Source organism: Thermincola sp. GK-1, from assembly GCF_059412445.1.
In genome coordinates this window covers 82,256-95,103 of record NZ_JBSQAT010000010.1, presented here as the reverse complement: position 1 = coordinate 95,103, position 12,848 = coordinate 82,256, and the positions used below count along the sequence as shown (strand labels likewise).

The 12,848-nt window shown below is 46.1% G+C and carries 14 protein-coding genes and 1 tRNA gene; 1 reads left to right on the top strand and 14 read right to left on the bottom strand.

All coding sequences use genetic code 11. The features are described 5' to 3' along the window. Positions 1 to 143 precede the first annotated feature (143 nt). From ACSNJE_RS10800 to ACSNJE_RS10790, 3 genes are all read right to left on the bottom strand, one after another. Positions 144 to 686, bottom strand: coding sequence for a methylated-DNA--[protein]-cysteine S-methyltransferase (locus tag ACSNJE_RS10800; RefSeq protein ID WP_052218504.1), 543 nt, complete (start codon positions 684 to 686; stop codon positions 144 to 146). Continuing rightward, positions 683 to 1,342 (bottom strand): HD domain-containing protein, encoded by a 660-nt coding sequence (locus tag ACSNJE_RS10795; RefSeq protein ID WP_013119668.1) that lies wholly within the window; start codon positions 1,340 to 1,342, stop codon positions 683 to 685. Before ACSNJE_RS10795 ends, ACSNJE_RS10800 begins: the two co-directional genes overlap by 4 nt. 107 nt (positions 1,343 to 1,449) lie before the next feature. Continuing rightward, positions 1,450 to 3,075: an S-layer homology domain-containing protein gene (locus ACSNJE_RS10790; RefSeq protein WP_495252649.1), complete on the bottom strand. Its 1,626-nt coding sequence runs from the start codon at positions 3,073 to 3,075 to the stop codon at positions 1,450 to 1,452. A 256-nt stretch (positions 3,076 to 3,331) separates the two neighbouring features. Between ACSNJE_RS10790 and ACSNJE_RS10785 the strand changes: the two genes are divergently transcribed. Further along, complete coding sequence (locus ACSNJE_RS10785; RefSeq protein WP_495252648.1) at positions 3,332 to 3,754, top strand: hypothetical protein; 423 nt, start codon at positions 3,332 to 3,334, stop codon at positions 3,752 to 3,754. 299 nt (positions 3,755 to 4,053) lie between these two features. Here the strand turns inward: ACSNJE_RS10785 and ACSNJE_RS10780 are convergent. The 11 genes from ACSNJE_RS10780 to ACSNJE_RS10730 all read right to left on the bottom strand — a co-directional run bounded on the left by ACSNJE_RS10780 (position 4,054) and on the right by ACSNJE_RS10730 (position 12,839). Further along, positions 4,054 to 4,128: transfer RNA gene (locus ACSNJE_RS10780), tRNA-Thr, on the bottom strand. An 83-nt stretch (positions 4,129 to 4,211) separates the two neighbouring features. Further along, complete coding sequence (locus ACSNJE_RS10775; protein ID WP_495252647.1) at positions 4,212 to 5,096, bottom strand: HD-GYP domain-containing protein; 885 nt, start codon at positions 5,094 to 5,096, stop codon at positions 4,212 to 4,214. 229 nt (positions 5,097 to 5,325) lie between these two features. Next, positions 5,326 to 6,237 carry a cysteine synthase A gene (gene cysK, locus ACSNJE_RS10770; RefSeq protein WP_474773604.1) on the bottom strand — a complete coding sequence of 304 codons (912 nt, stop codon included), beginning with the start codon at positions 6,235 to 6,237 and terminating at the stop codon, positions 5,326 to 5,328. A 229-nt stretch (positions 6,238 to 6,466) separates the two neighbouring features. Next, the gene (gene groL / locus ACSNJE_RS10765) at positions 6,467 to 8,089 is read right to left on the bottom strand and encodes a chaperonin GroEL (RefSeq protein ID WP_013119663.1); all 1,623 of its coding nucleotides are present in this window, start codon (positions 8,087 to 8,089) and stop codon (positions 6,467 to 6,469) included. A gap of 24 nt (positions 8,090 to 8,113) precedes the next feature. Next, positions 8,114 to 8,398: a co-chaperone GroES gene (groES, locus tag ACSNJE_RS10760; RefSeq protein ID WP_013119662.1), complete on the bottom strand. Its 285-nt coding sequence runs from the start codon at positions 8,396 to 8,398 to the stop codon at positions 8,114 to 8,116. Positions 8,399 to 8,729: 331 nt separating this feature from the next. Next, positions 8,730 to 9,530 (bottom strand): formate dehydrogenase accessory protein FdhE, encoded by an 801-nt coding sequence (locus ACSNJE_RS10755; protein WP_474773605.1) that lies wholly within the window; start codon positions 9,528 to 9,530, stop codon positions 8,730 to 8,732. Positions 9,531 to 9,639: 109 nt separating this feature from the next. Beyond that, positions 9,640 to 9,993 (bottom strand): NrfD/PsrC family molybdoenzyme membrane anchor subunit, encoded by a 354-nt coding sequence (gene nrfD, locus ACSNJE_RS10750; protein WP_495252646.1) that lies wholly within the window; start codon positions 9,991 to 9,993, stop codon positions 9,640 to 9,642. Next, on the bottom strand, positions 9,993 to 10,406 hold the full coding sequence (locus ACSNJE_RS10745) for a twin-arginine translocation signal domain-containing protein (RefSeq protein ID WP_160315559.1): 414 nt from the start codon (positions 10,404 to 10,406) through the stop codon (positions 9,993 to 9,995). The genes nrfD (ACSNJE_RS10750) and ACSNJE_RS10745 overlap by 1 nt, the downstream gene beginning before the upstream one ends. Positions 10,407 to 10,536: 130 nt before the next feature. After that, on the bottom strand, positions 10,537 to 11,448 hold the full coding sequence (gene nrfD, locus ACSNJE_RS10740) for an NrfD/PsrC family molybdoenzyme membrane anchor subunit (RefSeq protein ID WP_495252645.1): 912 nt from the start codon (positions 11,446 to 11,448) through the stop codon (positions 10,537 to 10,539). After that, a complete protein-coding gene (locus ACSNJE_RS10735; protein WP_495252644.1) occupies positions 11,441 to 12,334 on the bottom strand; it encodes a 4Fe-4S dicluster domain-containing protein in 894 nt (297 codons plus the stop codon). Before ACSNJE_RS10735 ends, nrfD (ACSNJE_RS10740) begins: the two co-directional genes overlap by 8 nt. A 37-nt stretch (positions 12,335 to 12,371) precedes the next feature. Then, positions 12,372 to 12,839: a HyaD/HybD family hydrogenase maturation endopeptidase gene (locus ACSNJE_RS10730; RefSeq protein ID WP_052218495.1), complete on the bottom strand. Its 468-nt coding sequence runs from the start codon at positions 12,837 to 12,839 to the stop codon at positions 12,372 to 12,374. Positions 12,840 to 12,848 lie beyond the last annotated feature (9 nt).

Genomic DNA, 12,848 nt, shown 5'->3' with positions numbered 1-12,848 from the left:
CCTCCCCCCTTCCAGCATTTTATTCTCCGGTACCAGGTTTTATGCGCCAATCACCGAATAAAAAATTCGGTCAATATGGAAACCGAATATGAAAACAAGGGACCAAAGTCCCTTGCCGTACTTACTCTCGACAGCCCCTTATCTCAGCGGGAGCTTTCCAGAGTTAACAAAGCTGTTTTAATGTCCAGGCTTGCCCCGGTAAAACCTCCCAGCCCACCGTTGCAGGCTATAACCCGATGGCATGGAATGACCAAAGGAAGCCTGTTTCTTTTTAATGCCCCGCCCACTGCCCTATAACCTTTAGGCTTGCCTATGGCGCAGGCTATATCCCTGTAACTTCTCGTTTGGCCGTAAGGTATTTCCCGGGCGGCGCTATATACTCGCAACTGAAAATCAGTAGCCCACGAAAGGTCCAGTGGCAGTGAACTGAAATCAACACGCCGGCCGGCAAAATATTCTCCGGCCCAAACAACAAACTTGTCCAGCAGACCGTTCCCTGTGTCCGGCCAACCACTTCCTTGCCTTTCAAGAAAAGGAAATTCGCGAGCTAAAGCCGCCCACACTCCTTCTGAATTAACCTGTGGCAAAACCACGGTTGCCAGCCCTTGTACCGTGGCGACAGCGCCCATATACCCCAGAGGAGTGTTGAAAATCACGTATTGGCAATTAACTGTACAGTTTCTCATAATAACCTGGCCTTGTTAATAAAAAGTTCAAACTCACAGTTTAACAGGCTGGCTGCCCTACGGCATAAAAGCATCCGGGTGAGAAAAATTTCAAAATACTCCATCACTGAACAAATCTCCAGATCTATGCTCAAATCCATGATAATTTTCCGGTTAACACCGTCCACTTTCAGCTCCGATAAATCTACGGCATAGTTTACCCGGTCTCTGGTAGTAAAAGTTGCAAAATCGGTTTTCCTCACCCGTGACCGGTGTACATCAGCTTTATCGGCAATCATTACAGCAGCGCCTACAGGACTTACGGGACTGCCGTTTCTCTCCTCATGATTGCCAATCGCCGAAACGACCACGGCAATTTCTTCCGGCGGCATACCCATTTTAAATAAAAAAGTAAAAGCCAAAACCCCTCCGGTTCTACCATGATCATACCGGTTGATTACGTTCCCTACATCATGCAGGTAACCCGCAATACCGGCCAGCTCCTGCTGTCTTTTCGGGTAACCTAACGCCTTAAGTATTTTGGCGCTGTTACGGGCTACCGTTTCAGCATGCTGATAATTGTGTTCTATAGCGCCCATCTTACCGAGGTACATGTTAGTCTTTTGAAAATAAGTATCTATTTCCGGGTGGTTTTTTATATTTTCAAGGGTAATCAAAAAGGTTCCTCCTCACAGCAAACACCATATGCTTTTTTCAACATTATAGCCAGTATTTATCCCAAAATCAAACCCACAGATATACCCAATGTAAATACCTACGCCCGTTATATCGCTGTCTTAACCAAAAGAGCCGCCGTTTCGGCCCTGCTGAGGCTCATATCCGGACCAAAAGCACCGTCAGGATAGCCCGTCATTATGTGGGCTTGCAAAACCCGGGCCACAGCCTCCCTGGCCCAGTGGCGCTCCACATCAGCCGGCACCTCGGGAGAACTGTCTGTCAGATTCAAGGCTTTGCTGATAATTACCGCCGCCTCAGCCCGGCTTATCTGTTTATCCGGCCGGAAAAGGTTGCCGGCATATCCCTGGATCAAACCTGCTTCTCTTACTGCCGCAATGTATCCCCTGGCCCAATGATTAACCGTATCGGCAAACAGCCAGCCTGCAGACTCCGGTTGCAGCCCCAGCAGGTTGCACAGGGTGACGGCAAATTCCGCCCTGGTTATTTTTTTGCTAGGTTTGAAGGTATTGTCTGCGTATCCCCTTAAAATACCTTTACCAACCAGTTCCACTATAGCCTCCTCCGCCCAGAACCCCGGCGGAACATCCCGGAATAACAGGTCTTGCGGAGCCTTTTGCACTTGCGGATTATGCAAATCCACCTTCAGCAAATTGGAGGAAACAATCATTCCTTCCGGGTCTGCCGCCAAAACCCTGTAATATTTTATGCCATTCTCACTGTCGTAAACCAATCGTTCTGCCTTAGTTTCATTTACAGAAAAAGCCACCGGATAGCCCAGGTTTTCATCAGGCGAATCATACTCAAGTAATGTGTATGAAATTGGGTTATTTTTATTGTCCAGGCCTCTATTCCACTGAAAAATCAAGGTCCGGCTAAAAAACCCGCTTTCTTTCACATTCGTTAAGGCTAATACCGGCGCTGTAGGCGGAACATTGATATTGGCTGTAGGCTGACCCGCCAGTTTAAGCCAGTATTCGTACAAACCAGGGACTTGTGCCGCCAATGGCAAATTCATATTTTCCTGCGGACAGAAGTTATACATATAGGTACTGTACATTCCTGTCCAACGGCCTTTAAATTGAATTATCTTACGGGCATTTGGCGAGCCGAATAACTGTATATAATCGGCTGCCGCTATTTCCGCAGGCTGCCATTCGTGTTCTGCATTAACCCCGACTTGCGGATAGGAGGTTAACCCTCTGATCCTGGCATAATTGGATTTTTTCCAACTGCTGTCGTCCAGGCTTACCTTTTCTTTTTTCCAAAGGTAATACAGGGTAAAATGGTGGCCGTATTCGTGAGCCAGCGTATGGGCCATACCTGTTTCACTGCCGTCGTGCGGATCGGGAAAATAGGCAATGCGCCCGTCATCGGCAAAATACTTTTCCTGCCTACCGTCAGACCATGTCCGGGTGGCAACCCCTCCGTAATACATGCTCACGTAATCGCCCTGATAAATATCAACTTGTTTGAAGTATTTTATTTCCTCGAAATGAGTATTCCGCATCAGCTCGTCCCAAACACTTTTCAGTTTGGCCTTATCAACCCATTTGGGATGGTGGCTGATGATTTTAATCCCGTTTGGTCCTGTATATGTAGCCAAAACAGGGTCATCATAAGGAGAAGGCCCGGCATATGCTTCAACCGTTATCGATACCATTGCAGATAAAAAGAATACAATGACAAAAAGAACTCTGATACCTCTGCTCATGTTTTGTTTGACACCTCTAATCATATTAGTCAACTAGTTACCGGTATATATTTATCTCCCACTGAACAAAAATCCTTCCTCTTTTCGCTCGTTTATACTTTTTAAATAATTGCGATTCCGGCACATAACTGTCAAAGCATAACTGTCTGAACAATCCCACAAATTTCGCTTATAAAAACCTTGAAATAGTTGAAAACTTTTGGATAGGTTGATATGATGAAATAGACAGGTAATTTTCGATAAAAGGAGTAACAAAATGGAAGAAAAAATTCTTCAACTAATTTTGAGTGAAATTAAAGACTTAAAAGTTAATCAGGAAAAAGTATATAGAGAAGTAACCGACATAAAAGAAGGTCAGCAAAGACTGGAAGGCCGTATGGATAAACTCGAAGAAGGCCAGCAAAGACTGGAAGGCCGTATGGATAAACTGGAAGAAGGCCAGCAAAGGCTGGAAGGCCGTATGGATAAACTCGAAGAAGGCCAGCAAAGACTGGAAGGCCGTATGGATAAACTGGAATCCAAAATCGAGACTGAGATTACAGATAAAATTCGGGCTCTTTACGATTTCCGCGAAGTCCAGGCCGACATCAACAACCGCATTATCACCACACTTGACCGCATTGAAGCCAAAGTAGACGTCCTACAAATGGAAACAGCCCAAATCAGAAGAGTGAAATAAATTTCAAAAGCCATCTCAGCTTCTTCAAGGGTCAAAGCCTGGTAGACCTTCTTCAAATCAGCCATTAATACTTTCTATTCCTTATTCGGTAATTATGGGTAAAATCTTGTCCGCGATTTTGCTGACCATAGCTGGTGAAACATGCAGAATCACAAGCGGTCTTGCTGCTTGATGATATTCTTAGTGGTAAAAAATAAGAATACTTAAGACTTTGTGATGCATTAGTAATTTTTATCTATGAAAATCTTCTCATGTAAAAAACAAAAACCCGCAATTCCTTGCGGTTGTATGCTTCCTCGTGGAGCCGAAGATGGGATTTGAACCCACGACCTACGCATTACGAGTGCGTTGCTCTACCGCTGAGCTACTTCGGCAAATTAATTGTCACGAAGTATATTATACAACAATCTGCACACAAATTCAACTTGGGTTGTCCTGGTTCTCGAGAAAATATTTGTTATCGGATAACCTTTACAATATACAGATCTTCATGCTTTGACAGGTCTATTTCCCTGTAGACAGCCGCCGGGCTGTTCCCTGTCTGCTCCAGACGGATTATTGGCCTGGTATGGCTGCCCCTGTTCATGTCCACCACTGTGCCAATTTCGCCGGAATTAAGCCGCACCTTCGTGCCAAGAGGATAAATAGCAATTTTATCAAGAAAAATATGCAAAACCTCCGGGTCGAACTGTCCCTTGTACTTGACAATAATGTCCACTGCCTGATGCGGATAAAAAGCATTCCGGAAGGGTCGGTCGGCCAGCAACGCGTCAAAAACATCAGCTACCGCCACAATCCTGGCAAAATAATGAATTTGTTTTCCCCCTATAGAATTAGGATAACCTGATCCATCTAACCGCTCGTGATGCTGCAGGGCAACGACAGCCGCTTCTTCCGGCAAGCCGGCGATAACGCTGAGCATTTCGTAACCCCAGCAGGGATGTTTTCTCACCTGCCTAATTTCTTCAGGAGATAAAGGGCCTGTTTTATATATGAGGTTTTTATCAACCCGCTCCATGCCAATATCATGCAGCAAAGCCCCGATGCCCAGATTATGCAGCTCATTCTTACTCAGGTTAAGGTAGAAACCCATCAACAGGGACAGCATGCATACATTGACGGAATGGTCAAATGTATAGGAATCATATGACCTGACTCTGGTCAAATTGGCCATTAGATTCCGGTGTCGCAGCACCTGTTTAAGCACTTCCCGTACAGCCTTACGGGTAGACCCCACTTCCAATTCATCGGTCAGGGTAATTTGATTAAACAATTTTTTCAGGATATTGAAAGTAACATCTTTAGTTTTCATCGATACCGCAGAAGTTAAACTATCCTTCACTTTCTGGGCCCCTCGTTTTCAAATTTACTCATTTTTTCTTTATTTCGCCCAAAATCACCCTAATTCCTTCTAAATTTCCGTAATATATCCAAATTCCGGTATTTTCTTCTTTTGGTTCACCCAAGGGGTCCATCAACCAAATAATAGCAGTAATAAAAAGAAAGACCGAATTCCTTGGAATTTCGGCCTCATTGCTGCGGCAAATCTGCCCATTGCTTTTAAAAATTTTTTACCATGCCGAAAGGTATCTTTCCCCTGTATCCGGTAACAACACTACTAACAGTTTTCCTTCCATTTCCTTGCGTTTGGCCACTTCCACCGCGGCATGGGCAGCAGCGCCGGAAGAAATGCCGACAAATAAGCCCTCTTCCTTGGCTAATCGCCGGGCCATAGAAAAAGCCTGTTCAGAAGTTATCTGCATAATTTCGTCAATTATTTTCAGATTCAACACTTCGGGAATAAAGCCCGCTCCTATACCCTGTATTTTATGGGGGCCAGGTTTCCCTCCTGATAAGACAGGCGAATCAGCAGGTTCAACAGCAATAACCTTGACTTCTTTTTTCTTGTTTTTTAATACTTCGCCTACACCTGTCACCGTACCCCCGGTACCTACCCCGCCGACAAAAACGTCTACCTTACCGTCAGTATCTTCCCAAACCTCCAGAGCCGTTGTTTTACGGTGAATTTCAGGGTTCGCGGCATTGGCAAACTGCTGCGGTATAAATGAATTTTTAATTTCCCTGGCCAGTTCTTCCGCCTTTTCCACAGCTCCCCGCATGCCTTTTTCCCCCGGGGTGAGGACCAGTTCGGCCCCATAAGCTTTTAAAATATTTCTCCGCTCAATACTCATAGTTTCCGGCATGGTCAAGATAAGTTTATATCCCCTGGCTGCAGCAACCATGGCCAAAGCAATACCTGTGTTGCCACTGGTGGGTTCTATAATAACTGTGTCTTTATTAATTAAGCCCTGTTCCTCAGCAACCTTAATCATGTAATAACCTATACGGTCTTTTACACTGCCGCCGGGATTAAAGTATTCCACCTTGGCCAGCACCTGCCCGGGCAATCCCTTAGCCACTTTATTCAGCCTGACCAGCGGCGTACGTCCGATTAACTCAGTAACGCTATTAGCCACCTTCATGATATTCCCCTCCAAATGAGCAATTTGATTTCCTACTATTCCGCTATGCTTTTGTGTTATTAGTTTACCATTTGCTTTGGCGCCCAGTCAAGATAATTTTAACTCATTCTGAAGTTTTTTAACCGGCCAGGTTTGAATGTTTAAAAACAACAAGGCAAAAAAAGAGGATAAATTTTCCCCCGAGGGAACAATTTATCCTCTTTCACTTTGCTGTTAACGGACTTCCCTTTTACATCATCGGAGGCATGCCGCCGCCAGGCATACCTGCAGCATTGTTTTCTTTCTCAGGCTTATCCGCAACTATGGTCTCAGTGGTCAGCAGCATTGCGGCAATACTTGCAGCGTTTTGCAGTGCGGAGCGTGTTACTTTAGCCGGGTCAACAATACCTGCGGCAATCATATCAACATACTCCTCAGTTGCTGCATTAAAGCCAACACCTGCAGGCTGCTCTTTCACTTTTTCCACAATGACGGAACCTTCCAGACCGGCATTGTTGGCAATCTGACGAACCGGTTCCTCAAGGGCCTTCTTGACTATATCAATACCGGTCTTAACATCGCCTTCAGCTTCAATCTTATCTAATGCAGGAATAACGCTAATGAAGGCTGTTCCACCACCGGGTACAATACCTTCTTCAACAGCAGCCCTGGTAGCGTTAAGAGCGTCTTCAATGCGCAGCTTCTTCTCTTTCATTTCCGTTTCGGTAGCAGCGCCTACTTCGATAACAGCTACGCCACCGGACAGCTTAGCCAGGCGCTCCTGCAGTTTTTCACGGTCAAAATCGGAAGTGGTTTCTTCGATAAGAGTTTTAATCTGGGCAATGCGCTTTTCAATGTTTTCCTGCTTGCCCTGACCGCCAACGATAACGGTTTCTTCCTTCTTAACCTTAACCTGGCGGGCCCGGCCAAGCATGTCTATAGTTACGCTGTCCAGCTTAACGCCCACTTCTTCGGATGCAACCTGGCCGCCTGTCAGAATAGCAATATCCTCCAGCATAGCCTTGCGGCGGTCGCCGAAGCCAGGAGCTTTAACGGCAACACAAGTGAAAGTTCCCCTCAGTTTGTTAACAACCAGGGTAGCCAGTGCTTCGCCTTCTACATCTTCAGCAATAATTAACAGTGGCTTGCCTGCCTGAACAACCTTCTCCAGAACCGGCAGAATGTCAGCAATAGCGCTGATTTTCTTGTCGGTAATGAGGATATACGGGTCATTCAGCACAGCTTCCATTTTATCGGTATCAGTAATCATATAAGGAGATATGTATCCCCTGTCAAAGTTCATACCTTCAACTACATCAAGAGTAGTTTTCAGGCCTTTGGACTCCTCAACAGTGATGACACCGTCTTTACCTACTTTTTCCATTGCTTCAGCGATTAACTGACCGATTTCTTCATCAGCTGCGGAAATAGAAGCAACTTGCGCAATAGCCTGTTTATCTTCAACAGGTTTAGCAATTTTCTTGATTTCCTCTACCGTTACATTAACGGCCTTCTCGATACCTTTTTTCAGAATCATCGGGTTAGCGCCGGCAGCTACGTTCTTTAATCCTTCACGGATAATAGCCTGAGCAAGAATGGTAGCTGTTGTGGTACCGTCACCGGCAACATCGTTAGTTTTGGTGGCTACTTCCTTAACCAGTTGAGCCCCCATGTTTTCGAAGGGATCAGGTAATTCAATTTCCCTGGCAATGGTTACACCGTCGTTGGTAATTAACGGAGAACCGAATTTCTTGTCCAGTACTACGTTTCTACCTTTAGGGCCGAGAGTTACTCTAACAGCTTCAGCTAAAGCATTAACGCCCCTTTCCAGAGCGCGGCGTGCTTCTTCGCGAAATAAAATTTCTTTAGCCACTTGTCTTACCTCCTTTTATCATTTTTATTCCATAATTGCCAGAATGTCGCGCTCGTTGAGGATCAGGTGTTCCTCATTGTTTAGCTTGATTTCTGTTCCGGCATACTTGGAGTAAATAACCTTGTCCCCAACTTTAACTTCCAGGGCAAGTTTCTGGCCGTTTTCCAGAGTCCTACCGGTACCAACGGCAATAACTTCTCCCTGCTGAGGTTTTTCCTTGGCAGTATCGGGTAGAACAATGCCGCTGGCAGTTTTCTCTTCGGCAGCCAAAGGTTTGACTACCACTCTGTCACCCAATGGTTTAATCATTTCTCTAACCCCTCCTTGCGATTTATTGTTTTTATTATATTATTACCAATTTTGTTAGCACTCATTCGTTGTGAGTGCTAATACATTAATAATAATATAAAATAGGTATTTCAAAATCAAACCGGTTTTTTAACTGTTTTTTCGAGATATTTTCCTCTAATCCCATTTCATGTTTATTTTCCACTTTATTTCTCGTTATAACACATATTTTCTTGCGATAACTTAACTTGGTATAACAACTATTTTATGGAACCGAATTTGCTCCCGAATAATATAAATTTCCTACCGCCCCCATTTTTATACGTATTACAGAAAAAAAGACCTTGGCAGGTCAACTTGTAAAATAATTGCTCACGTACCCATTCTGTTGGGCAATGATATCTAGAAAAACCGTTGCAGCATCTTTTAAACCTGTATTACCGGCTTCCTCACCGGTACTGAAGACCTTAAGATAGGTTTTGCACTCTTCACAGGCGTGAATCTGATAATCAGGTGTTTCTTCAATAAATATGGTTTTCAGTGTCGTATGTTCTTCGTTCAGGCAATTGGGACAGGCCAGCCTTTTGAACAACCATTGACGGTCACATAGGCTGCACTGTAAAAACCTTTTATTATCCTCTTTAATCCAGGCATATCTGGCTTTATGTCCGCATATAGGACAGTAATTCTTTTGCCATTTTTCATTTTTTGTACAGGGACCGGCCAAACGGGCATAAGCCTTCATAAAAGGCCTGGCAGTGCATTCAAGCATGAAATTCACCGTCATCCTGTTAAGCCGGTTTTCCTTAACCAGCCGCTCAATGTCCTTATCATTCCCGGAAACATAATCGTTGACAAGCCGATCAATGGCATGTCCGGCCACATCTATGAGGGTTTTCACCTGACTCCCGACCTGCGGTCTCTTCCCTTCAAGCAATTTACATAAGTTCCAGAATATTTCTCTGCAAAGGTCTCTATCTATTGCCGGTTTAACAAGGGTAAACAGGGGTATCCCCTCAGCATAATGCCGGTTTAAAATGCTGTCTGTTATCTCCATTTCAGGCAGCCGTATTTTGGCAGTATAACCGTTTAACAGGTTATCCATTTCTTCGTAAAATGCAAGCAGTTCCCTGGGCAGGTTAACTACAGTCAATGATTTCAACTCCTTTATTTTGTGCAAGGGGAAGGTTGGGGCAGGGTTGTCCCTGCCCCGGAAATGTATAACGGAAATGTATAATAAGAGAACTAAGCAGGATTTCAGATTATACCTGGCCGGCATACAGCATCACATATCTCATCAGGAAGCCGCCAACCAGGACTGATAAACCGGCCAGAGTGGGCATCGTCATCTTTAAAGCCGCATGCCCCCTGGCCGTAAACAGTTCATAAATCTCCACGGCAAAAGGTACCAGCAAACCCAGCACCACCATACCCAGCCAGAAAAACATGGCATAGGAACCGGTCAGAATAACGGAGGCTGCCTGTGGTGCATTAGATTTCAGCGACGCCAGAAGCATGATTAACACAATTACCTCGAATATAATTACTATCAGATCTGCCTTAGCCAGCTTTTTGATGACATCGCTGTCTCCTTCCTTCCAGACATATACCAGCATCAAGGCCGCCATACCTGTAGATGTGGCGGAACAGCGATTTTATCCAGGACCCAATCCCAGTCCTTTTCTTCCCATTTATCACTGCCGGGGGCCCTGTACAGGGGTTTTTTCACCCTTTTTTCATTGTCATGCACCTGGTACACGGCAGCGCCCTTGCTGCACAAGGCGCCCTGGTTGATGGGGTGGTCAGGATCCCCTTCCGTATTAATCAGCCTGCCGTTTTCAGCATATGTCAGTATCCCGCACCCCACACTGCAGTAAGGACAGATAGTGGGTGTCGCCTGGGCGGATTTGATCTTTAAATTTTTCACCTGCGCCTGGACCGAAGAGAGGTCAAATCCCAGGTCCCCCAGAATTACGGTCAACGTTGATGCTCCTGTCAGTTTCAGAAAACCTCTTCTGGATATTTCCATTTGCCGTTCCTCCCTTCTGAATTTTAAAACTTTGTTAGGTGAAACTAAAAAAAAGGCAGCCGGGGTAACCCCCTGTTTTATCACTGTTTCTTTCATTATCCCGGCTGCCAGAAGGCGGCCAATAGTTCTGCTAAACTGCCAGCAACATGATATAACGCAGGAAGAAGCCGCCGAGCAGGACCAGAAGTGCCCCGGCCAGTACAAGCCCTGTCCCGGCATGAGGTTTCTTCAAGCTGTACCGTTGGATAAAGAGGGGCAGAATCAACCCTGTGAAAATAAACCCAATCCAGAAGAACACAGCATACTTGCCAACCAACAGGTTTTGCAGCGCATCGGTCCATGGCGCAGCCAGGAACAAGGCAATAACCAGCACCATCACCACTGCTATTTCAATAAGGATTAACGCATTATCTCCTTTTTCAATCTTCCCCATGGCATCGTGGTCATCATGTTTTGTTAACACCATCATTACCAGAATGGCGGCCAAACCGGTAGAGGTAGCTGAAACCGTAAACAACACCGGCAAAATCGGCGTAGTCGCCCAGACCGGTACAGAGGTGGCTGACAGCAGCACCCCGGTATATGCGGCTACCCCCATAGCAAAGGGCAGACCCAGAACGCCCAAGGTTTTTCTCAGTTTTTCTCTGCCGGCCAATGCAGGCAAAACAGGCAGGTTCCGGGCAAATTTTTCTTCAGCCAGCCAAAACAGCGGATAAGCCACCCCGCACAGGCAGGAGAAAATCACCAGAATCCAGACGCCCCAGGACATAACCGAACCCGGTTCAAAAACAATGCGGGTCGTGGGATTGAACTGGAACATCAGATGCCAGAACCTCAAGGGTTGGCCCAGGTCAATGACCAGCATCAAAAGCCCTATAACAATGGGAATGAGTACCACATAAGAGCTGAGGCGGGCTACGTCCCTCAGTTTTCCCTTGCTAAACAGGTCAGCAAAGACGCCAACATAGAATGCCGCTGCTGACATGCCGCCGACAAACAGGTACAGCGCTACGGGTAACCCCCAAACTAATTCTCTACTCACCCGCTTGCACCCCCTTATCCTGAGTTATCCCGACAGAATTATCATCATCCCGGAAAACTTTACGCAGCGGCCCGGCAATCACTGCTCCCGCCGTAACCAAACCCATTGCCCATTTCAGTAGCACATCGCCTGTTGCAACTTTGGGGTTTTCCATAAAACCCATTTTCAGGGGATGATCGGGCAGAATGTAAATCACTTTCAGGCCGCCAAGCTCTTTATTCCCATAGATATTGGCATTTGTGTAACCCTGTTTTTTCAGTTGGCCCAGTCTTTCGTTCGCCTTTATGAGCAGTTCTTCTCTTTCGCCGAACTGCACTGCCCCCGTAGGGCATGCCTCTGCACAGGCTGTAGGTTTGCCTTCCGCCATACGTTCCTTGCAAAAGGTACACTTTTCCACTACCCCGGATTCTTTATTTTCTCCCGGTATAGCATAAGGGCAGGCCACTACACAGTTTCTACAGGCAATGCACACATCTCCGTCTATTAATACGACCCCGTCCTCTCGCTTAAAGGCAGCGCCGGTGGGGCATACTGCCACACAGGAGGGCTCATTGCAGTGCATACATTGCATCTTGACCTTGTACAGGCCGCCATTGTCCTTGTCTTCTTTCTTATAAAATTTAACAGCCGTCCAGTTGTCCCCGTTGGTGAACTTGGAATTCTTGTAGGGGGCGGGCAGGTTATTTTGCTTTTTACAGGCCGTTACACAACTGGCACATCCAATACACCGGGTCACATCGATAAACAAGGCTTTACTGTCTACGCCGGGAATTGCTGTGTATTCGACCGTTGTGGCCGAGGCAATACCTGTGGCCAGGCCGCTCACCAGGGAACCGGCAGCAGTTAGGCCGGATAGTTTCAGAAAAGTACGGCGACTGACTCCCATTGTGATCCCTCACTCCCTTCTTCTGCTCAGTATCTTTTCATGACATCTCTATTTCCTGACAGACAATCTCCGCCACTCTGGGCAAAACGGCCCGAATCTCAGGGGTCAATTCCAGGCCCCAGTCAATGAGTTTGGGTTGAATTCCGATGACCACTGTCTCCGGGCATTTGTCCAGAAACTTAGCTATTTTCAAAGTTTCGAAGAGATCTATCTGGTGCAGGGAGGTGTTGTGCTTTTTCACCATTGTTTCAACCTGATGAGGCGCAAATCTAAAGATTGCACCCGGCTCCGCCTGAGCATCTACGGCATCAATGACAATCAATTTATCGGCTTCCTGGATGACTTCAAGTAGATCAATGCCCGCCACCCAGCCGTCATGAAGCCGTACATTGGAAGGCAGGTTATAACTTTCCAGTTCTTTCAGACTGTGGACGCCTACCCCCTCGTCTTTTAAAAGAATGTTCCCCACACCCAGGACCAGAATCTTCTTGTCAGCGGTGGCCATGCTATCACC